16 protein-coding genes are annotated in these 23,836 nt (G+C 71.9%); 6 read left to right on the top strand and 10 right to left on the bottom strand.

From position 1 onward, the window contains the following. Positions 1-15: 15 nt before the first annotated feature. Together IH45_RS0110170 and ppk2 are read right to left on the bottom strand one after the other, a co-directional pair. Positions 16-1,191 (bottom strand): 4Fe-4S dicluster domain-containing protein, encoded by a 1,176-nt coding sequence (locus IH45_RS0110170; RefSeq protein WP_030664782.1) that lies wholly within the window; start codon positions 1,189-1,191, stop codon positions 16-18. Between the two features lie 179 nt (positions 1,192-1,370). Beyond that, positions 1,371-2,213, bottom strand: a complete 843-nt coding sequence (ppk2, locus tag IH45_RS0110175; protein ID WP_032917128.1) for a polyphosphate kinase 2 — start codon at positions 2,211-2,213, stop codon at positions 1,371-1,373. Positions 2,214-2,538: 325 nt separating this feature from the next. Here ppk2 and IH45_RS0110180 point away from each other — a divergent pair, with 325 nt between their 5' ends. The 3 genes from IH45_RS0110180 to IH45_RS0110190 all read left to right on the top strand — a co-directional run bounded on the left by IH45_RS0110180 (position 2,539) and on the right by IH45_RS0110190 (position 6,556). Beyond that, positions 2,539-3,984, top strand: coding sequence for a serine hydrolase domain-containing protein (locus tag IH45_RS0110180; protein WP_234440489.1), 1,446 nt, complete (start codon positions 2,539-2,541; stop codon positions 3,982-3,984). Between the two features lie 124 nt (positions 3,985-4,108). Next, on the top strand, positions 4,109-5,848 hold the full coding sequence (locus tag IH45_RS0110185) for a GAF domain-containing sensor histidine kinase (RefSeq protein ID WP_158812990.1): 1,740 nt from the start codon (positions 4,109-4,111) through the stop codon (positions 5,846-5,848). A 123-nt stretch (positions 5,849-5,971) separates the two neighbouring features. After that, positions 5,972-6,556 (top strand): Rv1733c family protein, encoded by a 585-nt coding sequence (locus IH45_RS0110190; protein ID WP_030664793.1) that lies wholly within the window; start codon positions 5,972-5,974, stop codon positions 6,554-6,556. Between the two features lie 60 nt (positions 6,557-6,616). Here IH45_RS0110190 and IH45_RS0110195 read toward each other — a convergent pair whose 3' ends face one another. The 7 genes from IH45_RS0110195 to IH45_RS0110225 form a co-directional block, all read right to left on the bottom strand. Then, positions 6,617-7,657, bottom strand: a complete 1,041-nt coding sequence (locus IH45_RS0110195) for an SDR family oxidoreductase (RefSeq protein ID WP_030664797.1) — start codon at positions 7,655-7,657, stop codon at positions 6,617-6,619. Continuing rightward, on the bottom strand, positions 7,654-9,105 hold the full coding sequence (locus IH45_RS01000000143420) for a polyketide synthase dehydratase domain-containing protein (RefSeq protein WP_032917112.1): 1,452 nt from the start codon (positions 9,103-9,105) through the stop codon (positions 7,654-7,656). Before IH45_RS01000000143420 ends, IH45_RS0110195 begins: the two co-directional genes overlap by 4 nt. Positions 9,106-9,169: 64 nt before the next feature. Continuing rightward, entirely contained in the window at positions 9,170-14,233 is a 5,064-nt protein-coding gene (locus IH45_RS0110205) for a type I polyketide synthase (RefSeq protein ID WP_063762966.1), read from the bottom strand. A gap of 114 nt (positions 14,234-14,347) precedes the next feature. Then, positions 14,348-15,886 (bottom strand): PfaD family polyunsaturated fatty acid/polyketide biosynthesis protein, encoded by a 1,539-nt coding sequence (locus IH45_RS0110210; protein WP_234440490.1) that lies wholly within the window; start codon positions 15,884-15,886, stop codon positions 14,348-14,350. 118 nt (positions 15,887-16,004) lie between these two features. Beyond that, positions 16,005-16,586 (bottom strand): EF-hand domain-containing protein, encoded by a 582-nt coding sequence (locus IH45_RS0110215; protein ID WP_158812992.1) that lies wholly within the window; start codon positions 16,584-16,586, stop codon positions 16,005-16,007. 410 nt (positions 16,587-16,996) lie between these two features. Next, complete coding sequence (locus IH45_RS0110220) at positions 16,997-17,560, bottom strand: hypothetical protein (RefSeq protein WP_030664808.1); 564 nt, start codon at positions 17,558-17,560, stop codon at positions 16,997-16,999. Between the two features lie 177 nt (positions 17,561-17,737). Next, the gene (locus IH45_RS0110225) at positions 17,738-18,412 is read right to left on the bottom strand and encodes an SCO2322 family protein (protein ID WP_030664810.1); all 675 of its coding nucleotides are present in this window, start codon (positions 18,410-18,412) and stop codon (positions 17,738-17,740) included. Between the two features lie 266 nt (positions 18,413-18,678). Here IH45_RS0110225 and IH45_RS0110230 point away from each other — a divergent pair, with 266 nt between their 5' ends. Together IH45_RS0110230 and IH45_RS1000000145145 are read left to right on the top strand one after the other, a co-directional pair. After that, positions 18,679-20,109: a cobyrinate a,c-diamide synthase gene (locus IH45_RS0110230; protein ID WP_030664814.1), complete on the top strand. Its 1,431-nt coding sequence runs from the start codon at positions 18,679-18,681 to the stop codon at positions 20,107-20,109. Between the two features lie 14 nt (positions 20,110-20,123). Continuing rightward, the gene (locus tag IH45_RS1000000145145) at positions 20,124-21,860 is read left to right on the top strand and encodes a nitrilase-related carbon-nitrogen hydrolase (protein ID WP_030664815.1); all 1,737 of its coding nucleotides are present in this window, start codon (positions 20,124-20,126) and stop codon (positions 21,858-21,860) included. 109 nt (positions 21,861-21,969) lie between these two features. Here the strand turns inward: IH45_RS1000000145145 and IH45_RS0110240 are convergent, their stop codons facing one another. Then, positions 21,970-22,833, bottom strand: a complete 864-nt coding sequence (locus tag IH45_RS0110240) for an NAD(P)H-binding protein (protein WP_030664818.1) — start codon at positions 22,831-22,833, stop codon at positions 21,970-21,972. 195 nt (positions 22,834-23,028) lie between these two features. On the opposite strand from IH45_RS0110240, the gene IH45_RS0110245 reads away from it, so the two are divergent. Continuing rightward, entirely contained in the window at positions 23,029-23,715 is a 687-nt protein-coding gene (locus IH45_RS0110245) for a TetR/AcrR family transcriptional regulator (protein ID WP_030664823.1), read from the top strand. Positions 23,716-23,836 lie beyond the last annotated feature (121 nt).

Genomic DNA, 23,836 nt, shown 5'->3' on the forward strand with positions numbered 1-23,836 from the left:
GCCCTGCCCTGGTGGTCATGACGGTGCCTCCTCGTCGGTGGCTCGGGAGCCTCGGCCCTCCGCGTGGAGGGCGGCGGCCTCCTCGGTGATGTCGATGCCGACCGGGCACCACACGATGCAGCGCCCGCAACCGACACAGCCCGACTCCCCGAACTGGTCGTGCCAGGTGCCGAGTTTGTGGGTGAGCCACTGCCGGTAGCGGCTGCGCGCGGACGCGCGGACCGGGCCGCCGTGCAGGTGGCTGAATTCCAGGTCGAAGCAGGAGTCCCAGCGCTGCCACCGCTCCGCGTGGTCGCCGGTCAGGTCGGTGATGTCCTCGGTGGTGGTGCAGAAGCAGGTCGGGCAGACCATCGTGCAGTTGCCACAGGTCAGGCACCGCGCGGCGACGTCGTCCCAGCGGGCCGCGTCGGGCGAGCCGGCCATCAGGGCGTGCAGGTCGACCGGCGGCATGGCACGTTCCATGTGCTCTGCCGCGCCGGCGACCGCTCGCCGGGCGGCGGCCCGGGTCGTCGGGTCGCAGGTACGGCGGGGGAGGCGGGCCAGGACGCGCTCACCGGCCGGACTCCCCGCCCGGGCCCGGAAGCGGTGCCCGTCCTCGTCCAGTACCTCGGTCAGGGCCAGGTCGTACGCGGCCGGACCGGCCTCCCCGACACCCGGCCCCGTTCCCATGGACGTGCAGAAGCAGGTGGCTCCCGGATCGGTGCACTCCACGGCGACGATGAACGTACGGTCGCGGCGGCGCCGGTAGGCGGTGTCCGCGTGCGGGCCGCCGCCGAGCACCCGGTCCTGGATCGCGATGGCCCGCAGATCGCACGGCCGTACACCGAGGAACGCGTACGCGGGCGGCTCCGCGTCCTCCTCCTGGAAGGCGAGCCGGCCCCGCGCGTCCCGGTCCACCGTCCACAGCCGTTCCCGCTGGGGGTGCAGGTACGCCTTCCACGACTGGGGCCCGGCACTGTGCGCGAAGATCATCGCGTCCGGGCGCCGCACCAGCCGGTACCGGCCGGCCGCCAGCTCCACACCGCAGCCGTGCGGCAGGTCGTCCGCCGTGGAGATCTCCGCGAGGACGATCGCGCCGTCGCGAGGGGTGGGGCCGATGACGGTGCGGTCCTCGGCGAGGACGCCGACCAGCGCGGCGAGCCCTTCCGGTACGGAGATCACCGCGTCCTGTACGGGTGCGCTCTGGGACATCGGCGCCTCCTCGGCAGCGTCCCGTGGTCCGTGCCCCCATCGTCGGCCGGCGGACACCGGCGCGGAGGGGGCCGAACGGCCCTGGCGCACGCCGCCCGGCCCGGCTGCCACCGGCGGCGACGGGCAGACCGGTGACGGGCAGACCGGTCACGGAAGCCGTGCCGTGCCCGACCGAGGAGTCAACCGGGCACGGGATGGTCCGGCACACGGGTCTGCGACTCCTTCGGCGGGCGCCGGTAGCCGGTGGACGGCGGCCGCGGCGGCAGCGTGAGCGCCGGTTGCCGTACCTCGTGGTACGGGAGCGTGGACAGCAGGTGCGCGATCATGTTGATCCGGGCCCGCCGCTTGTCGTCGCTCTCGACGACGTACCACGGGGCCCCGGGGCGGTCCGTGTGCGCGAACATCGTGTCCTTGGCGCGGGAGTACGCCTCCCACCGGGTGACGGACTCCAGGTCCATGGGCGACAGCTTCCAGCGCCGCGTCGGATCCCCCAGGCGGCTGCGGAACCGCTGCTCCTGCACGGCGTCGCTCACCGAGAACCAGTACTTGCGCAACAGGATCCCGTCCTCCACCAGCATCCGCTCGAACACCGGGCACTGCCGCAGGAAGCGCCGGTACTCCTCCTCGTCGCAGAAGCCCATGACCTGCTCGACACCGGCCCGGTTGTACCAACTGCGGTCGAACAGCACGATCTCGCCGGCGGTCGGCAGCCGCTCCACGTACCGCTGGAAGTACCACTGCCCCCGCTCCCGGCCGGACGGCGCGGGGAGCGCGACGATCCGCGCGACCCGCGGGTTGAGGTGCTCGGCGACGCGCTTGATCACACCGCCCTTGCCGGCCGCGTCCCGCCCCTCGAAGACGACCACGAGCCGGGCGCCCTCGGCCCGCACCCACTCCTGGACCTTGACCAGCTCGGTCTGCAGGCGCAGCAACTCGCGCTGGTAGGCGGCCCGGCGGAGAGAACCCGGGGGCCGCGCGGGGCCCGGTGGGGTCTTCGTACCGCCCTTGCGCTTCTCGCCCACTGCCCGGCCTTCCTTCCGGCGTCCGAGTTCGCGGAGGTCTTCCTGGAGGAGCACGGGCGCCACCGGTGCCGTCTCCAGGAAGATCCCCCTCCTGCTTCCGGTGCGGCTCGTCCTCCTGCCACCGTGGTGTCGGCGCGGAGGACCGGCCTCGGTCCGGGCGTCCCCATTCCGGCCCGTCCGACCCCTTGACGGGTACCGGCGCACGCCCGATAACTGCGCCCACACGGCCATGCCGCCGCGGGCGGCGCGGCAGCGGAATCCGGCCCCGGGCGGTTGGGCAGCGTGCCCGACGGCCCGGCGCGCACGGGTGGCGAGAGGAGGAGCCGTGCTGGACGACATCACAGCCGCGACCGAGGACTGGGCCACCGGACTGCTCAATCGCCGGCCCGTCGGAGGGCTGGCTCTCGGGGTGGTGCGCCGCGACCGCCCTGACCACCTCGTGGCCCATGGATTCGCCGACCTGAAGACGCGCGAACCGGTCGGCGGGAACACGGTCTTCCGCGTCGCGTCCCTGAGCAAGACCTTCACCGCGATCGCGGTGATGCAGCTGTGGGAACGGGGACTGGTGGACCTGGACGCACCGGCCGGGAGCTACCTCAGCGCGTACCCGCTCACCCCGTCCGACCCCGGCTTCGGGCCCGCGACCCCGCGCCACCTGCTGACCCACACCGCCGGTATCGGCGAGTTGCGTTCGGCCGCCGACCTGCTGCGGCCCAACGCAGGCGAAGGCGTACGAGCGGACCGGCCGCTGCCGTCGCTCGCCGAGTACTACCGCCGCGGCCTGCGGATCGACGCGGAGCCGGGCACGCGATGGACGTACGCCAACCACGGATTCGCCACCCTCGGCCAGATCGTCGCCGAGGTCAGCGGCGAACCCCTCGACCACTACCTGCGCGAGCACGTCTTCACCCCCCTCGGCATGACCGACACCGACCTGGTCCGTACGGGACGCATCCGCGCCCGCCTGGCGACGGGCTACGAGCTGCGGGCCCGCGGCCTGAAGCCGGTCACCGACCGGGAGCGGACCACACCGGGCGCCTCATCCGTCTGCTCGACACCACGGGACATGGCCCGCTACCTGCGCGCCCTCCTCGGCGGCGGCACCAACGAGCACGGTACGGTCCTCGCCTCCGCGACCCTGGCCACGATGTTCGCCCCGCACTACCAGCCCGATCCCCGCGTGCCCGGAATGGGCCTGGCGTTCTTCCGCGGCGCTGCCGACGGCCACCGGTTCGTCGAGCACCAGGGCATCCTGCCCGGCTTCACCTCACAGATGTTCGTGGCCCCGGACGACGGGCTCGCGGTGTTCGCGCTGACCAACGCCGCCCACCGCGCACTGCTGTGGCTGCCCGGCGAGACGGAGGCGTTCCTGCGCCGGCTGCTCGGCCTGCCGGAACAGGCGATCCGTACCGATGTGCCGCAACGTCCCGAGGTGTGGGGCGAGCTGTGCGGCTGGTACACCCTTGCCGCACGGGTCACGGACGTACGGGCCCGGGCCATGGCGGGCTCCGCCGTCGAAGTCTTCGTCCGCGGCGGCCGGCTCATGCTGCGCAGCCTGATCCCCGTCCCCACGATGCTCCGGGGAATCCCGCTCCACCCCGACGACGAGAACGATCCCTACGTGTTCCGCATCGACCTGTCGCGGTACGGAATCGGCAAGACCCGGATCGTGTTCGGGCAGGAGCCGAAGACGGGGACCACCGCGCTGCACTTCGTGCCCGTCCCCCTCTCCCTGCACAAGCGCACAGCTCCACGGCCTCTCCGGCGCTGAAAAACCCGGCTTCGTAGGCCCCGTCGCGGGCACCCGGAGCGGTACTTCCGGCCCCGGACGTACACAGACTCCCCGGCACTCGGCCCCACGGATACGCTGCCCTCAGGGTCCGGAGGTGAGAGCCATGACGGACAGGAGCAGCGGCAGCGCCCGGCCCACGCCATGGCCGGTTCCGCTGCCGCAGTTGCGTCTGGACGCGCTGCTGGAGGAGCTGCAGTCCAGGCTGGACGCCGCGCGTACCGTACAGAGCCGCATGTACAGCCTCTTGGAGGCGGTGCTCGGTGTCGGGCGGAAGCTCGAACTCTCCGAGGTGCTGCGGCACATCGTGCAGGCCGCGGCGGCCCTCACCAACGCCGAGTACGGTGCGCTGGGCACGGTCGGGCAGGGCGCCTACCTGTCCGACTTCCTGCCGGTGGGCATGACGGACGAGCTGATCGAACGCATCGGGCCGCTGCCCGAAGGACACGGCATCCTCGGAGAACTGATCCGTCACCCCGAGCCCCTGCGCCTGGCGGACCTGACCCGGCATCCGGCGAGCCACGGCTTCCCGGAGCACCATCCGGCCATGCACACCTTCCTCGGCGTGCCGATCCGCATCGGAGAAGAGGTCTTCGGCAACCTCTATCTCACCGAGAAGCGCGGCGGAGCGCTCTTCGACGCCGATGACGAGGCCATCGTGGCCACGCTGGCGGTCGCGGCAGGCGTCGCGATCGACAACGCCCGCCTGTACAACGAGAGTCTGCGGCGCGAACAGCGCCTGGAGGCGCTGGGGGACGTCACCCGCAGCCTGCTGTCCGGAGCCGATGTCGGGGAAGTGCTGGGCCTCATCGCCCGGCGGTCCCTGGAGGTCGCCCAGGCGGACTCCGCCGCCGTACTGCTGCCGTGCGACGCGGACGGACTGGCCGTCGAGGTGGCATCGGGGGACGGCGCCGACTCCATGGCCGCTGCCGTCATCCCGTCCCGGGGCTCCCTCACCGGGCTGGCGGCCGCAACCGGCAGGCCCGTCGTGACGAGGGACGTCCGTACGGACCCCCGTGCCTACGCCATGCCCGACTTCGGCCAGGAATGCGGCCCCGTCGTGGCGGTCCCGCTGATGGTCGGCGAAGGCGCCTCGGGCGCCCTGCGGCTGAGCCGGTCAGCAGGCCGGCCGCCCTTCGACGACAGTGAGGTGGAACTCGTGTCCGGCTTCGCGGGACAGGCGGCGCTCGCTCTCGAACTCGGCCGTCACCGACGGGAGGCCGAGCAGGTGGCGCTGCTGCACGACCGTGACCGCATCGCCCGTGACCTGCACGACCTGGCCATTCAACGGCTGTTCGCGACCGGTATGACGCTCCAGAGCGCCGGGCGGCTCATCGACCGGCCCGAGGCGGCCGACCGGGTGGGCAGGGCCGTGGACGACCTCGACGAGACCATCAAGATCATCCGTTCCACGATCTTCGCCCTGCGGGCCGAGGGAGAACCGGCAATGAGACGGAGCCTGCGCCGCCGCGTCGCCGAGGTGATCACGGCTGCCGCGGAACCGCTCGGATGCCCACCGTCGCTGAAGATGGCGGGACGCATCGACACCGACATTCCGGCAGCGGCCGGCGAACACGTCCTGGCCGTACTGGCGGAGGCGCTCAGCAATGTCGCCCGGCACGCCGACGCCCGGCACGTGGACGTCACGCTGGGCGTCGCCGACGAGGTGGTCCTGGAGGTCGTCGATGACGGAATCGGTATCGGCGGCAGCGCTCCCGGCAGCGGGCTGGGCAACATCCGGCAGCGAGCCGAACTCCTCGGCGGAAAGGCGGACGTCCAGGACCGCGGGGCGACCGGGACGCACGGAACCCGCGTCGTATGGCGGATCCCGCTCCGGCCCGTTTGACGCGCGAGCGCACTTCTCCGTCGCCGGCCACCGGCCGGACGGCCCCCGTCGTGCCTCGTTGCGCCTCTGCCGGGGCATTGCCGCCGGACAGGACCTTGTGCATGGCGAAGGAGGTGTCGCCTTATGCGTGCTGCGAAGCGATGGTGGCGCTGGCGGCGTAACCCGTTGCGCCGCAGGGTGGACGTTCTCGATGCGTGGATCGGCTTGCTGACGGCACTGCTGCTGGCCGTCGGCGCCCCGGCGGCAGGCTTCCGCGCGGCGTCCTGGGCCTACGGGGAGCAGAGCCGGACCATGCGCGAGCAGCAGCGGGCGCGTCATCCGGTGCCGGCGGTGCTGGTGCAGGACGTATCGGTGCGCAGGTCTCACCGGGACGGCGCGGTGGGCGGCGGGTACCCGGCGAAGGTCAGCTGGAGGGCGCCGGACGGATCGCCCCGTACCGGAGAGACGGACGTGGGCGCCGGCAAACGGAAAGGCGAACGGATCACGGTCTGGGTCCTGAACGACGGACGGCTGACCGGGAAGCCCGTCGACCACGACGACGTCCTGTCGACGGCCACGGCGACCGGGGTGTGGGCCGCGGCGGGAGCGGGCACGGCCGTGTTCTCGGCTGCCTGGTGGGCCCGCCGTACGCTGGACCGCAGGCGTCTGGACGCCTGGGCCAGGGAGTGGGCCGAGGTGGGTCCCGCTTGGCGGCGCAGGACGGGGTGACGGGCCGGGTGCGGTGCGCCGTCGGCGCGGGCTCCTGGTTCCCCCGGCCCCGCGCATCGCTCACTGCCGGGAACCCCACATGGTCCGTGGCAGGGTGGCGAGGTGCTGGAGTGTGGCCCGGAGGGCGGTGTGGGCGGAGGCATCGGAGAGGGCGGGCGGGCCCTCGCGGATGGCGCCCAGTGAGGTGGGGAAAGGAGCGAAGCCGTTGAAGGCGGCCATGAGGCCGGTGATGTGCCGGAACACGCTCGGTGGGTGGTCGGCGCCTGCGGCCGTGAGCACGCCGGAGACGATGGCGTCGAAGGCGTCCGGTTCGATCAGATGCGGTTTGAGCAGGGACAGGTCCACGTCGGGCAGACCGCGGTCCGCGCTCATCCGGGCGGCCGCGACCTCGTACCCGACGTCGATGATCCGCCGCATCGGCAGCGCCGCCGGACCTGCCGTCAGCCAGTAGTCGCCGCGGGCGTCCTCGTCCCCCGCCAGAGCGGCCAGCGCCGCGGCGACCACGTCCACCGGCACCATGTCGACGCGGGTGCCCGTCTCGCACGGCAGGAAGGGCAGCTGCCCCCACATGGCCATGCCGACCAACTGGTGGAACGCCTGCAGCCGGGCGAGCTCGCCGGTGCGGGTGTCCCCGATGACCGTCGAGATCCGGGCGACGGCGGCCGGCAGGCCGGACTCCCGGACCAGGGTTTCCCCCGCGGCCTTCGAGTCGGCGTACGCGGCCAGGGCGGTGTCCGGCCCGTTGCGGGCGATGAAGGCGGTGGAGCCGTGCACCAGCCGGGCGCCGGCGTCCTCGACGAACCGCAGGACGTGGCCGACACCGCGCACATTGACGCGGTGCAGGCTGCGTGCCGTCGCGCCGAAGCTCACCCGCGCCGCGCAGTGGAGCACCACGTCGACCGTGGCGGCCAGCTCCCGGTACTCGGCCGGTGGCAACCCCAGCCAGGGCCGGGTGATGTCCCCGCGCACCGCTCTGCCCGCGGCCGGTTTGTGATGGGTGAGAGCGATGACCCCGGCGCCCTGGCCGGCCAGCGTACGCAGGAGCGCGGAGCCGACCACGCCCGACGCCCCGGTCAGCAGGACCACCGGCGCCGTCGTCATGGCCGCTCCGTCCGGGGCCGGGGACCGGCGGCACGGTCACGGACCCGGATGTCCGTACCGTCCGCGGTGACCTCCAGCGCATGGCGGGTGTCCGGCGCGTCCGCGGGCCAGGCGGTGCGCAGGTCCCCGTCGGCGACGACACGGCTCGGGTGGGTCTCCGTCTTGCGTGCGACGTGTTCCTTCACGGCGATCAGCGGCGCGCTGTCCCGCACGCGCGCGCCCGGGGGCAGGCCGTAAACGGCGGCTACGGTACCGGGGAAGTAGTCGAGCCGTGCCACTGCCGCGCGCCGCAGCACGGTCACCGCGCCGTCCCGGGTCGACAGCAACAGTCCCGGCACGTACCGACGGTCCCTGAGGTAGTCGCGGCGCAGCCGCCCGGACACCTCCAGCAAACCGCCCGCCGGGACGAGGACGAGTACCAGACGCATGGCGAGGAGCACCCGCTCTCCCGCGCACAGCTGTAGGTCGACGGCGGGCAGACGTGGGCTGCCGGGCAGACGCGGGGTACCGGAGTCGAACCCGGCGAAGCGCGCCTCGACGTCGAGCAGGCCGGTCTCCGGCAACGGCGCGTGGACGTCGAGCGAGGCGAGACGGTGGGGGTAGGTCACGCAGTCCCGGCCGATGTCCGCCGACCACCGCCCCATACACGTGTGCGGGATGACATGGGTCGCCGCGTCGAGCAGCCCGTGGTGGAGCAGCCCTCGCGGGACCCCGCCCCGGGCGGTGTCCAGTACCCCCGAGGAGCCGCCGCTGCCGATGCGTGATGAGCGGAGGTACTGGAAGCGGGGGCCGTGGAAGCACGCGCCGGACTCGTACGGGTCGGGAACCGGGCGGGTGTGGGGGAGCGGGGCGAATCGGCGCGGCGGTGGCTGTGGCGTGAACAGGGCCGTGCCCGTGGCGACCGGCGCGAAGCGCGACAGCGCGGGGTTGCCGTTGCGTGCCTCCAGCCAGGTGGACAGCGTCAGGTTCGGCCGGTCGGGTGGCCCGTCGCAGGTGACGCGGATGCTGGTGGGCCCCGGCAGCGGCAGCCAGCGCTGCACCTGTACGTCGCGGAGCGCCGCGACGGTACGGCCGCCGTGGTCCGTGGCCGCCTGCGCGAGCAGATCCGCCATCGCCATCAGGGGCAGCGCCGGTACGGTCCAGGTGGGGCAGTGGTCGGCCAGCCAGGTGTCGACGGCCGGGTCGAGCAGGGTCTCCGTGGGAGCCCGCGCCGCTTGCGCAGGGCCGGAAGACGGAGGCGGGGAACCGGCGGGCAGCGGATGAGATGTGCTCCGGGGGTCGGAGAGGTACGCGGTGACCAGGCCCTGCTGTCGGAGGAACTGATGATGCAGCAGGGTCGCCCGGCCGTATTGCGCGGTGACGAGCGCGAGCACGTCGGCTGCCTTGACGGTTCGGAGCCCGCTGACAGCCCGCGCTCGGGGGAGCGGGCCCGCCGGGACGTTCGCCACCGGCCCGCCCCTCCCGTACTCCGGTGGCCGGGGCATCACTTCCGCTTCCTCGGCCGGCTCGGCGTCAGGCGGTACGGGCCGTGTGGGTTGAGTGGGTTGTGCGGGCTGCATGTGCTGTGTTGGCTGTGTGGGCTGCATGGGAAGCCTTCCCGAAGAGCATGTCGGCCGGACCGGCAGAGATGATCACGTGTGGTTGCGGTGCCGCGGTGGCCAGTTCGGCGGCGAAGGCGCGGGCCCCGGCCTCCATGGACAGCAGGGGGACACCGTCCAGACGGAAGAGCTCGGCCAGCCGCGGCGTGACCATGCCGCCTTGCCACGGGCCCCAGGCCAGGGATCGGACCAACGCCTCGGGGCGGCCGGCCCGTTCCGCGGCGATCACCTGGTTCAGGGTTTCGTTGGCCATCGCGTAGTCGCACTGGCCGGGGTTGCCGTACGAGGCGACCACCGAGGAGAACACGCACACCAGACGCAGCGGATCCGCCGCCGTCTCCTGGAGCAGCGCCGCCAGCCCGTCGACCTTCACACCGAAGACCTCGTCGAAGTCCGCGGCCGACTTGTCCCTGATCCGCCGGTCGGCCAGGACGCCGGCCGCGTGCACCAGCCCGGTGACCGGCCCCCACTCGGCCCGGACGCCGGCGAGCGCGGCCCCGAGGCCCGCCCGGTCCCGGATGTCCGTACGCACGTACCGGGCCTGCGAACCGGCCTCCTCCAGAGCGGCCAGCGTCGCGCGGATGCGGTTCGCCCGCGGGCCGTCCGGCTTCGAACGGCCGATCAGGACGAACCGGGCCGGGCAGGTACGCGCCAGCTCGACCAGCGCCTCGGCGGTGACACCGCCGGTGCCGCCCGTCGCGACGATCACGGGGAGCGGACCGAGGGCCGGCGCAGGCGGCGCGTCCCCCGGGGCGTCCTCGTCACGTACGGCCCAAGTGCGCCGTACGCCGTCGGCCGGAAGACCGACGTTGAGCGACGGCCCGCCGCCCAGCAGTTCCCCGACGACCGCCGCGGCAACCTCGCCGTCGGTACGGGGCCCGCGGGCGCAGTCGACCGCCTTGACCGAGGCCCGCGGCCACTCGGCTGCCGCGGTACGGGCGAGAGCGGCGATGCCCCCGAGCCACGCACGGCCCGGCGCGCAGTCGCGGAGCCCGAACCAGCCGCCCGTGTCCTGCACGGTGACGAAGACGCCACCGTGCTGCTCCATCCGCGGCGCGACGGCGTGGGCCGCCTGGAACGCCTCCCGCTGACGTGCGACGGCCTCGGCCACCGACGCCGGTTCGGCCATGCCGCCGAGGAAGACGACGCCGGCCGCCCCGGCGGGCACGTCCGTATGGCGCTCGGCAGCAACGCCGTGCCGGCCGAGCAGCCGGACCACCTCGTCCGCGAGTCCGGTGCCGTCCCCGACCACGGACAGGGGGCCCTCGCCCAGTCCCGGCAGCGGCGTGCCGGCAGCGGGTTCGGCCACCATCGTCGGGACCTGCCGGTGCACCCGCACATCCGGCGGGGCGGGACCGGCCGGGGCCGAGTCCGTCGCGGCAGGAGGCGGTGCACCGTCGGCGGGTGCTGTCACCGCGAGGAGTTCGCGCAGCGCGCCGGCCACCTCTCCTACGGTCTGCAAGGTCGCCAGCTGCCCGATGTCGGCCCGGTCCACGGCCTCCAGATGGGGGAACGCCTCGCGCAGCGCTGCCAGCACCTGCACCCGGGTGATCGAATCGAGGCCCAGGTCGGCTTCGAGCTCCATGTGCGGCGCCAGGATGTCGACGGGGTAGCCGGTCTTCTCCGCCACTGTCCTCAGTACCAGGGCTTCCATGTCGGAGGGGGACAGGTTCGGTGATGGCGGAGCCTCTGGGGGCGTGGGCCGGCCCGACTCGGTGGGGGGCAGGGGCGGGGCCGGGCTTTCTTCGGCGACCATAGGGGCGACGGGGGCGGCGGGGGCGGCGGGATCAGCCAGGTCGTCGCCCCAACCGGTCCCGTCCGGCTCCTGCACGGTGTTCCCCTCGGCCCCGGCAAGAGCCTCGACCGCTTTGGCCGCCAGGCCGAGATACGCGGCGTGGGCTTCCGCGGTCTGCCGCTGCACCTCCAGGAGTGCCCGTACGACCTCGGTGCCGGCCTCGGGGGGTGCCGGGGCGGGCACAGGTTCCGTATCGGTCATGGGAGTTTCGGTCACGGGAGTCGCAGACTGGGACCTATCCGTCTGAGACTCGTCCATCTGAGGCCCAGCTGTCTGAGGTCCATCCGTCTGACGCTCACCCGTCTGACGATCATCCGCTTGAGGCGGGTAACGCCGCCCATGATTACCGCCGTTGATCGCCATGCGCACCTGGGGCCCGGAACGTGGCTCCGGTGCGGTCCGCGGGGTGGCGTGGTGTTCCCACAGTCCGGCGGGCAGCAGGGGGACGCCCAGGGTGGCCAGCCTGGCCAGGGCGTTGTGGAGGCCGGTCACCCCGGAGATTCCCGACGGGGCGGTGGGCACGGCGTGATGCGGGACGTCGTGCAGGATCTCGCCGATCAGGCCGCTGAGTACGCTGCCCGGCCCCACTTCCACGAAGGTCCGTACTCCGTCGCCGTACATGGCCTTGATCATGTCGACGAACCGGACGGGGGCGGCCAAGTGCCCGGCAACCGTCTGGCGCACCAGGTCAGGCCGTACGGGATACACGGCGGCGGCCGTGTTGCCGTACACGTCCAGCAGCGGGGCCCGGACCGTCTGCGCGGCGAGGAATTCCGCCAGAGGCTCTGCGGCGCGAGCCACCAGCGGGCTGTGGAATGCCGTGGCCACATCCAGGCGGCGGGCAGTGAGACCGGCCGCGGCGCAGCGTTCCGCCGCCTGCGCGACCTCGCTCTCCGAGCCTGCCAGCACGACCTGGCCGGGGGCGTTGTCGTTGGCGATCCGGAGGTCCCCGGCCGGGCCGTCGGGGACGAGGCCGGTGACGCCGCTGACGCGTTCCGCGCAGGCGTCCACGGCGAGCATGGCGCCGCCGTCCGGGCCCGTACCGGCGTCCCGCATGAGTTCCCCGCGCCTGCGGGCCAGCCGCAGCAGAGTGTCCGCGTCGAACGCCCGGGCAGCGTGCAGCGCGGTCAGTTCGCCGAAGCTGTGGCCCGCGACGCAGTCCGGCCGTACCCTGGTCGCGTCGAGCACCGCCAGCAGGGCGAGAGCGTGCGCGGCGAGGGCCGGCTGCGCCCATTCGGTACGGGTCAGCTCGGCCCGGTGGCGCCTCCGCCCGGCCTCGGTGCTCGCGGGCCTGGGGAACACCACGTCGGTCAGCGGCCGTTCACCGAGGCCCAGTTCGGCCGCGTGCTGCCATACCGCCAGCGCGCGCGGAAAGTGCAAGGCCATATCCGTGCCCATGCGGAGGTGCTGGGTGCCTTGCCCGGGAAAGACGAAGGCGATCCGGCCGACGCCCATGCCACCGGTGCCGTAATGCATCCCGGAAGGGCCTGAGAAGGCGTCTTCGGGCTGCCGCTCGATCACCGTGGCTGCCTGCTCCAGCTTGGTGGCCAGTTCCGCGCAATCGGAGGCGACGAGCGCCAGGCGGCATTCCGCGGTGGCGTCGAAGGCGCCCTGCGCCCGCCGGGCGGTTTCGGACAGGCGCTCGCGCTCGCCCATGCTCTCCACGAGTTCCCGGCACCGGGCGAGCAGCCCTTCGGGGGCATCGGCGGACAGCGGCACCAACTCCGACGGGCGGGCAGCACACCGCGGAGCGGGGCGGCGCACGCCGGGGACCGCGTCCGCCCTGACGTATTCCTCCAGCGCCACATGGAAGTTGGAGCCGCCGAACCCGAAGCTCGACACCGATGCCCGCCGCGGGTGGTCCGCGAGGTGCACCCAGGGCCTGGCCGAGGTGTTGAGGTAGAAGGGGCTGCGGTCGAGTTCCAGCGCCGGGTTGGTCGGCTCCGCCTTGATCGTCGGGGGCAGTACCTTGTGGTGCAGTGCCAGTACGGCCTTCAGCAGCCCGGCGGCACCGGCGGCGGCTTTGGCGTGACCGATCTGGGACTTCACCGAGCCCAGACCGCACCACTGGCGGCCGGGCCCATCGGATGCCTCGAACACTTCGCGCAGCGCGGCCACTTCAGTGGTGTCGCCCGCGACGGTCCCGGTGCCGTGGGCCTCCACCAGGCCCACCGTGCCCGGGTCGTAGTCCGCTGCCGCGTAGGCCCGGCGCATGGCCCGGACCTGCCCGGCTGCCAGCGGAGCGTAGATGGACGTCCCGCTGCCGTCCGAGGCCGACCCGATGCCGCGTACCACGGCGAAGATCCGGTCGTCGTCCCGCTCGGCGTCCGCGAGGCGCTTGAGCGCGAACAGGGCGACGCCTTCACCCAGCAGGGTGCCGTCCGCCGACTCCGCGAACGGCCGGCAGTCGCCGGTGGGGGAGAGCGCCGGGGTCTTGCTGAAGCAGGTGAACGTCATCGGATCGTTGAGGGTGTCCACGCCGCCGGTGACGACGAGATCCGCCCGGCCGAGTACGAGATCGTCGACGGCGACGGACAGCGCGGCCAGGGAACTCGCGCACGCGGCGTCCACGGTGAGGTTCGTCCCGTGCAGGTCGAAGGTGTTGGCGATCCGCCCGGCGACGACGTTGCTCAACAGGCCGGGAAAGGTGGCCGTCTGCCACGGTACGCAGTGGCCGGCGATCCGGTCGCAGACCTCCTCCACCCGCTCCGGCGCAATCCCTTCCTCCCGTAGGACTTTGCGCCAGACGGGGCGCCCCGTGCGCGCGCTCATCTCTCCCATCAGCTGGAGTGCCGCACAGCCCACGTACACGCCGACCCGTTCGCCGTCCGGGCCCGCTCGCGCCGGTCCCAGATCCGCCAGCAGCCGGTCGGCCACGATCAGGGCGAGCAACTGGGCCGAGTCGGTGGCGGCGACGGACCGGGGCGACAGGCCGAAGGCCAGCGGGTCGAAATCCACCGTCGGCAGGAAAGCCCCGCGCTTGCAGTACGTCTTGTCCTCGGCCCGCGGGTCGGGGTCGTAGTGGTCGGCCGCCAGCCACCGGTCGGCCGGCACGTCGGTCACCAGGTCCCGGCCCTCGACGATCGCCTGCCAGAAGGCGTCGAGATCCGGGGCGCCCGGCATGATCGCACTCATCCCCACGATGGCGATCGGTTCCCGTACGGCCGGCCGGTTGTCGGGCATGAGCCTGCTCCCTTCGCGCGACATGAGCGGACAAGACGTGTGCGGACAAGATGTGTGCGGCGGACAAGACGCGTGCGGACAAGACGTCTGCGGCGGATACGGCGTACACCGCGCTCAGCGCAGCCGGCGTGGTCGGAAGCGGAAGGCCCGCGGCGGAAGGGCGACCCCGCACGTCCGCAGCTGGTGGGCGCGGGTCACCACGGCGGCTCCCCGCAGCAGGTTCAACGCGATCTGTACGACCGTCCGGTGCCCCGGCTCCGCCAGGAAGGAACCCGCGCTCCACCGGTTGAACGCCCCGGCCGCGGGGCCGCACCACAGCTGATAGTCGGCCCGCCGGTGCGGATCCCCGGTGACCGCCCACCGGTTCGACTGGCCGAGGTACCACCGGAACACCAGCGCCATCCGGTGCTTCGGATCCGCCTCGGCCCGCGCCGCTTCCGCCGGGTCCCGCCGCGTCCAGTACTCGTACGTCCACGCCCATACGGCATCGACCGAAGCCCCCAGCACCTCCCGCTCCAGCGCCCGGCGCTCGGCCGCCGGCACGGCGTCCAGCGACGGATACCCGCGGTAGACGCGCTCCAGCCGCGCCGCCCGCCCGGCGAACAGCGTGCCGCGCCGCAACACCTGCACCTGCGCCCCCATCTCGAACATGTCCGCGGCGGGAGCCATGGCCGTATCGGCGATGTCCGCCTCGGCGAGCATCGCCTTGGCGGCGCCACAGACGCCGGCCTCGACCGACATCTGGTTCACCGATCCGGTGACGACGTACGCCGCGCCGAGCGCGAAGGCGGCGGCGACCGCGGCCGGGTCCCCGAGGCCGCCCGCCGCCCCCACGCGCACCGGGCGGGCAAGGCGCTGCCGGGCCGCCAGCTCGTCCCGCAGGCAGACGACGGCGGGCAGCAGCGCGGCCAGGGGGCGGCGGTCGGTGTGACCGCCGCTGTCGGCCTCCACGGTGATGTCCTCGGCCACCGGTACGCGGGTGGCCAGCCCCGCCTCGTACTCGGTGAGCCGGCCGTGTTCCACCAGGTGCCGCAGCAGTGCGGCGGGGGCGGGCGACATGAACGCCTGCGCCAGCTCGGGACGGCTGACCTTGGCGAACAGTGCTGTCGGACGGACGATCCGGCCCGCCCGGTCCTGCCGCAGCCCCGTGGCGGCGCAGCGCACCACCGCGGGCGTCAGCTCCATGAAGGCCGAAGCCGAGACGCACGGGACCCCTGCGCCCAGCAGCCGGTCGGCGACCTGCTCCTCCAAGGACGCGTCGCCCGGGGTGTGGATCAGGTTCACGCCCCAGTTCCGGCGGTCCGCCAGCCCGGTACGCAGCTCGTGCACGGCGCGTTCCACCTCGGCCGGGCGCAGGCCCGCGGCGCCGAAGAAGGCGAGCATGTCGGCGCGTGCCATGGCGGCCACCAACGACACGGTCGAGATGCCGCGCGCCATCTCACCCGCGACGTAAGGGAAACGGACTCCGTGCGCCTGGCCGAACGTCCGCTCACCCAGCCACTCCGGATACAGCGCGGGCAGCGTCCCGACCGGGACCAGGCCGTGGCCGGGACCAGGGGCCGCCGACCGGCCGTCCGCCAGCCCCAGCAGCCCGTCGGAAACCCGGGCGACCAGATGCACCGGTGTCGTCACCCGCTGAGCCAGTTCCGTCATACCTTCGCCGTCGAACACGGCGCCGCGCTCGGCCCCGTCACCGGGCCGTTGCCGGGCACCCACCGGCGGATCCGTTCCCGGCCGGCCGTCAGCAGCCGATCCCTCGAAAAGCATCCCGTCAGAAATGACCGAAGACCCAGTTCCCGGAAGCCTGCGGGTCCTCACTCACCACGTACTCCGTGATGGCTTTGAGGCACGTCGCATAGTTCAGATGCCCCTGAGCCGCCACGTCCAGCTTGTCCCAGGTCGATGTCGCCTCGTCCTCGGAGATGTCGAGGAAGCGCACCGCCATGGGAATCGTGTCGTCCTTGCGGATACTGCCGTCGTCGTCCCGGTCCACCATTCCGAACAGGACGTTGGTGAGCGAGCCGATCAGGCGGATCACCTTGTCGGGATCCCGCACCAGGTCCGTGTCGATTTCGTGCGCGAAGCGCTCCTGGTCGAGCTGACGCACTCCGGTGGCATCCGGGGACGGCTCGAACTCCCGCCAGATTTCCCGGGCCGTGGCAGCGAGCTGCTCCTGACGCCGCGCGTCGCCCGCGCTCCCCGCCGCCTCGGCGAAGGCACGGCCCAGGCGCAGCGACCCTTCCTCGGTGACGGTGCCGGAGCGCTCGGAGTCGAGAACTTCGAACATCCGGTTCAGTTTGCGGCGGCGGAGATCGGACATCGGCGTGGGGGCGGGGTCTTCGGAAGGGGGCATGCTGCGGTACACCTCCAAAAGCGGGATACCGGCCGGCGCACAGCCCGCGTACGTAACCGTCACACGGCGCCGGTCCGGAAAGCCGTAGCCGGCGGAGAGAGACGGAACGGCGCATAATCGCTTCTCGGACCAACTGTTGTGCGCCTCCTGAAGAAAGCATCGGCCGCATACGTCGCCCTCAACCCGAATGCGCACCTGCTTCCCCCGACTTGGGGACGTACCGAACAAGGTGGCTGTCTAATGCTGCTGTCAAGCCACAAGACGGAGCTGGGACCGCGCCCGGTAGGGCTGTCGGTCTCGCGGGATCTGCGCATGCTCAGGCAAGCACGTACCCGGGATCGGCCCCGGCGTCCGCCCGGAACTCGGCGGTGATCCGGTGGTACCGGCTGCTGCCGCATACCAAGGATCAGTCAAGGAACACCCTTCAGCAGATCCTTCCGGCAGGCATCCAAGAACCGGTCACCAGCGGAACCGAGGTCCGCTGCGATTTCCCGGATCCGCTCGGGAAAGTCGGGCCAGGCTGCGAGAGCTTCGTTGTCAGGACAGTCCAGGTCGCGCAAGAGATCGTTGGCTCCATTACGAGCTGTGCGCCACATGTGCAGAGCCGCTGCCCGTGCGTGGTCGGCGCCGAAGAGAGCCACCTGGTTGTAGGCCTTCCGGAGATCGGTGCGCAGTGCACGCCAGCGAGCTTCCGTATCGACGCGCCGACCGGCATCGTCCGAACCGATGAGCAGCGGCATCTCAGTCCGTATGAACTGCAGTACCTCCTCGCCCGCAAGTGACATGTCGGCATAGGCCCTGACCCGCTCCTCCCGCAGCCACTTCGCATGCTCCGACCCCATACGCATCGACTCCAAGTCGCGCGTGTCCCGAGCTCGGCGGCGCTCAAGAGAGGCATTGGCGAGAAGGGTCAGTACAACGCCGCTCAGCGTGGCTCCGACGGTTATCAGCTGTGTTGCGACTCCGGACCCCATGTTTGCCCTCCGCGTCCACATCCCCATGGTCCGCTTCGGCAGAACCCTCCACCAGAGGGTGCCGAAACGTGGGCCGGCCGTCGCGGGATCGGCAGCGTTGTCCGTGAAAGCGCAAGGAAACGGCGGCCCGCAGCGATGCGGTACGCCCTGCTTCAACCGCTGCCGGCAGCGGCACGCTCACGCGGTGTCGCGTCGGCGCCGGGCCTGCCATACGGCTGCGCCGAGCAGGGCGACGACGACGCCCCCGCCGACCAGCAGCCCTGCGGACGGTCCGCCGCCCGAACCGCTGCCGCTGTGGGAGCTGGTGCCGCCGCTCGCGCGTTCGGAGCGGTCGGTCACCGCTTCCCCGCAGCCGCGCCGCGGGTAGCCCGCGATGGCGCACAGCAACCCGGAGGCTGCGTACCGCAGTGGCGGTGCGGCCTTGGCCAGCGCCTCCGCGGTGGTGGCCTCCGGCGGCAACTGCACGCAGTGCGAACGTACCGTCGGGGGCTTCTCTCCGGACGGGGCGTCCTGCGCCGTGCCGAAGTCCAGGACCAGGGCGACCCGCTTGGTGCCTGCCTTTTCCGGGGTGGCAGCGCAGACCGCATCGAAGTCGGCGGGAGCACGGGGGACGACGGATTCCTTGGTGTCCGCCTGGAATACGGCGAAGCGCCACCCTTCCACAGCGCCGTCGGCCGGACGGTAGGTACCCGGCCCCTCGGCTGTGGTGCGCCAGGCGCCGTGGTCCCCGTGCCGCAGCGACCAGTAGCGGAAGTCGTCGGCGTGGGCGGGCGCTGCCGTGGTCAGCGCGAGAGTGCCCGCGGTGGCCGCCGCGGCCAGGCTGTAACTGATGGGTCCGACGCTGCGTTTCATGGTGTGATTCTTCCGTCTGCCCGGTGCGGCCCGCTGCGGTCGACTGCGGCCCGCTGCGGAGTTCAGGAAATTGCTGGGCTTCTCCAGGTGGGTGCCGCCGAGTTGCGAGTGTACGTAGTCGGCCGCGGCAGGTTGAGCAGGCGGACCGCCCGCCCATTTCGGCAAGTTCCCGGGCGCCGACCGGATATCGGGGCCGTACCGTCCCGCAGCCTGACGGTACTGTGCGGCACTGCACCGGAGATCCGGCTCGTACTGGAGGGGCAGCAGTGAAGAACACGGCCAGCGCCGATCCCGCACCGCGGTCGCGGCCCGCTTTCGTCGTCGCCGCGACGCACAGCAGCGCAGGCAAGACGACTGTCACGGCCATCGTGCTGCGGCTCTTGCGTGAACGGGGGCTGAACGTACAAGCCTTCAAGATCGGCCCTGACTTCATCGACCCCGGATACCACCGGGAGATCACCGGACGTCCGTCGATCAATCTGGACCTGTGGATGATGGGGGCCGAGGGAGTGCGCCGCTCCTTCAGCCGCTGGTCCGCGGAGGCGGACGTGTGCGTGATCGAGGCCATGGGCGGGCTGTACGACGGGGAGAACGGCACGGAGAAGGGAAGCGCGGCGCACATCGCCAAGCTCCTCGGCGTTCCCGTCGTGGTCGTCATGGACGTATGGGGGATGACGCGTACGTCCGGAGCCGTCCTCGGCGGCCTGCTGGCCTTCGACCCCGAGGTCCGGATCGCGGCATGCGTCCTGAACCAGGTCGGCAGCCGCACCCATGCCGAGATGGTGCTCACCGCGCTGCCGGGTCACCTGCGGGAACTCGTGGCCGGCTGGGTCGAGCGCAGCGAGCATCTGCGGGTCCACGAGCGGCACCTCGGGCTGACCACGGTCGAGGAGAACCCGACCGGCGCCGCGGAACGCGCCCGCGCGCAGGCCGCTTCCGGCCGCACGGTGGGCCTGGACGCACTGCTGGCCGCCACCCGCACCGCGCTGCCCCGCCCCGCCGGAACACCCGCACAGCGTCCGCCACGCGGAACCGGCCCCGGCGCGCCCCGCGTGCGGCTGGCGGTGGCCCGTGACGCCGCGTTCTGTTTCTACTACGAGGAGAACCTGGGCGCGCTGGAGGAGGCCGGGTTCACGGTGGTGCCGTTCCGGCCCACGGTCGATCCCCGGTTGCCGGATGACGTCGCCGCGGTCTACCTCGGCGGTGGCTATCCGGAGAGTTTCACCGCCGAGCTGGCTGCCAACCGCTCACTCGCGCAAGAGCTGAAAGCACGTGCCGGGCACGGAATGCCGGTCTACGCAGAGTGCGGCGGGATGATGTATCTCGCCCGGTCGCTGGCCGACTTCGACGGAAACAGCGCGGCCATGGCCGGTGTCCTCCCGATCGATGTGGTGATGGACCGCCAGTACCTCTCCATCCATTACGTGGACGTCCGCACACAGGCGCCGTCCCCGCTCGGCGGGACGGGGCAGCGGGCCCGGGGCCAGGAGTTCCACCAGTCCCGTATCACCACTGCCGATATCGAGCCCAATCTGTACGAGGTGACGACGAGCACGGGCGAACGCCGCCCTGCGGGGTTTCTGCTCGACAACGTAGCGGCCAGCTACATCCACCTCCATTTCGGCACGCACCCGGAAATCCCGCGCAATTTCCTGAGCGCTGCTCTGGAGTACTCGAAGAAGGAGCCCGCCCTATGAGATCGGAGAAATAATTGAACCGGATCGCGCTGTTCCGCCGCCGTCGGCTCCGGTCGGTCGTGGTGGCGGCCCTCCTGGCCGGACTGATTCCCCTGCTGCCGGGCCACGAACCCACGAGCGCCGCCGCATCGAGCGGATCACCGGCACCCAAGACCCTCAAGACCGCGACGATTCACTTCGCCCCGGAGGAAGGGAAGGTGGACGACAACCGCGCCAAGATGGTCGAGCTGGCCGGCCGGGCAGCCGGCAAGGGCGCCAAGCTCATCGTGCTGCCCGAGATGGCCACCAGCGGCTACTCCTTCTTCAGCCGCGCGGAGATGTCCAAGGCCGCGGAACAGGTCCCCGGGAAGACAACCGACGCACTCGGCGCCGTCGCCAGACAACACCGCGCCTACATCGCGTTCGGCATGCCCGTGCACGATCCGGACACCAATCGCTACTACAACTCGGCCGTGCTCCTCGGCCCGGACGGCGAGACCCGCGGCGTATACCGCAAGCGCAACCACCTGATCGAATCCTCGTACAACGCGTCGAGCTTCGACCGGATCCCGACCTTCGACACCGAATACGGCCGGATGGCGCTGGTCATCTGCTCCGACATGTTCAACTCCCAGTTCCCCAGAGCGGCCGCGGTGCAGGGAACGGACATCCTCATCGCGCCCGCGAACGTCGGGATCGACACGGATTTCGTGCGCGTCCGGACCTTCGAGAACGACTTCTCCATGATTGTCGCGAACCGCTGGGGAAAGGGAACCAAGGGGACCAAGCCCGAGGTGTTCACGCAGAACACCTTCACCGTGCCGTCGCCGTTCCCCTACGATTTCGACCTGGGGTCGCGCAGCCTCATCATGACCCATGACGGCAGGGTTCTCTCGGACGTGAGCGGCCGGCCCGATCAGATCGGCTACGGTGAGATCCCCGTGCGCACGTCACGCACCTTCCCGGTGGAGCGCAAACCCGCGATGTACTCCCTGATGGGCCAGGACACCCTGGAGCCCTATACGCAGAAGCAGTTCCAGCAGCCCGCGCCGACCACGTTCACCGCCGCCGCTGTCGACCCGGGCGCCGGCGCGACCCCCTGGCAGGCCGCCCTCGATGCCGCAGCCAAAGCCACCTCCCAGGCCGAGTCCTCCGGCAAGAAGCTGCGCCTGATCGTCTTCCCGGCCGACTACTTCCCCGGCCCCGACACGGCGGGCCTCGCGAAGCTGAAGTCCTTCGCCACCGGCCACCGGACCGACCTGCTCATCCACTACCCGGCCACCGGCACCGAGGTGCCCAAGAGCACCCTGATCACCTCGACGGGGCAGTCCTACGACTACAGGCGCACGCACCACAAGCGCGGCGAAACGCTCCGCAAGGACCGGCTGTCGAACGACTACCTGGTCATCGACCGCGACTACGCACGGCTCGCCCTCATGCAGGACGTCGACATGATGCCGCCCGAGACCGCCCAGGTCCTCGCCCGGATGGGAGTCGACGTCGTCGCGATGAACAGCGACGGGAGCGACCCGGTCCGCAGCGCCCTCTGGAAGAGCCGCACCGGTGACTACCTGCACATCGTCACCGCCAACAAGTCCGGACCCGAGGGGATCTACCTCGGCGGCTACAAGGCGGATCCCAGCTTCACCGAGGACGAAGGCACCGTGATCCGCGACCTCACCACCGGCGATGTCCGCGCCAAGCCCTCGGCCCGCTTCTTCGACCCCACCACCATCCTCCAGCCCTGTCAGGAGGAAGCCCGCACCTGCTAGGGCGGTGACCGGAAGGCCCGCCGGGGCCGACGGGGCGCCGCGGCAGCGGCCTCCGCCCGGCGGGCCGCGCCACGAGGCGTCGGCCCGCCGGGAACCGGAGCCGGCCGGTTCACCGGGAGCGTATGACGGTCTCCAACTCCTCCTGGACGGTCTTGGCGGGGCGGCCGATGACGGCTCCCAGCGTGGGATCGGTGACGTCGAATTCGCCGTTGCGCGATGCGGCGAACATCGTCAAGGAGAACTCCGCGGCTTGCCGCGGCATCCCCCCGGCGACTGCCGCGGCGATCCACTCGTCGTCGTCCATGACGACCCGGGTGACGGCCCGGCCGGTGATACGGCTGAGGACGCCGGCGACATCGGCGAAGTCCAGCGTCTGAGGGGCTGTCAGCGGCGGAGTGATCCCTTCCAGCACCCCGTCTCCGGCCAGTGCGAGAGCCGCGGCTTCTGCCAGGTCCTCGTGGGCCGTCCAGGACACCGGTCCGTCCTGCGGCACCGCGAGCGTGCCGGTACGGAGCGCCGCGCCGATGTAGGGGCCCAAGGCGGAGGCGTAGAACCCGTTGCGAAGAGCGGTGTAGGGGACTCCTTGCCGCTTGAGGTGCTCCTCGGTGGCCGCGTGGACCCTCTGCGGCGGGAAGAGCGACAGGGGAGAGGCGGCCTGGTGGCTGGTGTACAGGATGTGCCGGGCACCCGCCTCGCGCGCCGCGTCGATGGCGGCGCTGTTGGCGGTCGACGCGCCGTCGCCTCGGATGGCCGCGGAGACGACCAGCACGCGCTCGGCGCCTTCGAACGCGTGCTCAAGGGTGCCGGGTTCGGTGAAATCTCCCGACCGGACCCGGACGCCGCGCGCGGCGAGGCCGGCGGCCTTGCGCACGTCGCGCACGCTCACGCCGATCCTTTCGGCCGGCACCCGCTCCAGCAGGCGGTTGACGATCAGCTGCCCGAGACGTCCGGTGGCTCCCGTGACGATCAGCATCGATGGCTCCCCTCTGACGCTGTTTCCAGCGGAAGGTGAAAATTGATAACAGTGATACTACCGCTGGAAGCGCTTCGTGCGCTCGTCCGATTCCCGGCCTGGTAGGTGCCAGGTGTGACGCACGGCCGCACGGTGGATGGCCGGCCGTATCAGCGATAACATCACCCGTCACACCCGGGCGGTACCATCGCCTCCATGGCATCGAACACGCAGCGGCGGGACCTCACCCGGGACCGCATCGTGAAGGCAGCGGCCGGCCTGCTGCGCGAGCAAGGGCCGGTCGCGGTGACCACGCGCCGCGTGGCCCACGAGGCGGGGCTGCAGCCCCCCGCTCTGTACCGCTTCTTCCAGGACAAGGACGAACTGCTGGACGCCGCCGCGGAGCATGTCTTCGCCGAGCACGTGGCGGGCAAGCAGGCCGCCGCGCCCTCGGACGATCCCGTGGCGGACCTCCGCGCCGGATGGAACACGCAGATCAGCTTCGGCCTGGCCAACCCGTACGTCTACGGACTGCTGCTCGACCCGGCCCGCGCGCGCGACGCCCCCGCGCAGGCCATGGGGATGCGGGTCCTCGCCGAGCGGGTGCACAGGATCGCCGCCGCCGGGCGGCTCCGGGTGAGCGAGGAACGCGCCGTCAACCTCATCCACTCGGCAGGAGTCGGAACCGTCCACACCCTCTTGACCCTGCCACCGGAGCACGACGACCCGCACCTGGCCGACGCGGCCTTCGACGCCGTCGCCCGCGCCATCCTCACGGATGAGCCCGCTGTCTCCGTCCAGGACCAGGCAGCCGTCGTCGCGGCCTTCCGCACCCTCGTGCCCGAACTGCCCGGTCTCAGCGAAGCCGAGGCCGCGCTTCTCGACGAGTGGCTGCGACGCTGATCCAGGCAGTCGTACAGCGAGCGGCGCACCGGCCGCTGGGCCCGGACGCAGTGGCTGCGGTTTCCGTCCCGCGCCGTCAACACCGGAACTCGGTTGGTGCGAAGGCTTATCAAATTATTGC

It is taken from the genome of Streptomyces rimosus subsp. rimosus, assembly GCF_000720725.1.
In the GTDB taxonomy this organism is placed as follows: domain Bacteria; phylum Actinomycetota; class Actinomycetes; order Streptomycetales; family Streptomycetaceae; genus Streptomyces; species Streptomyces rimosus_A.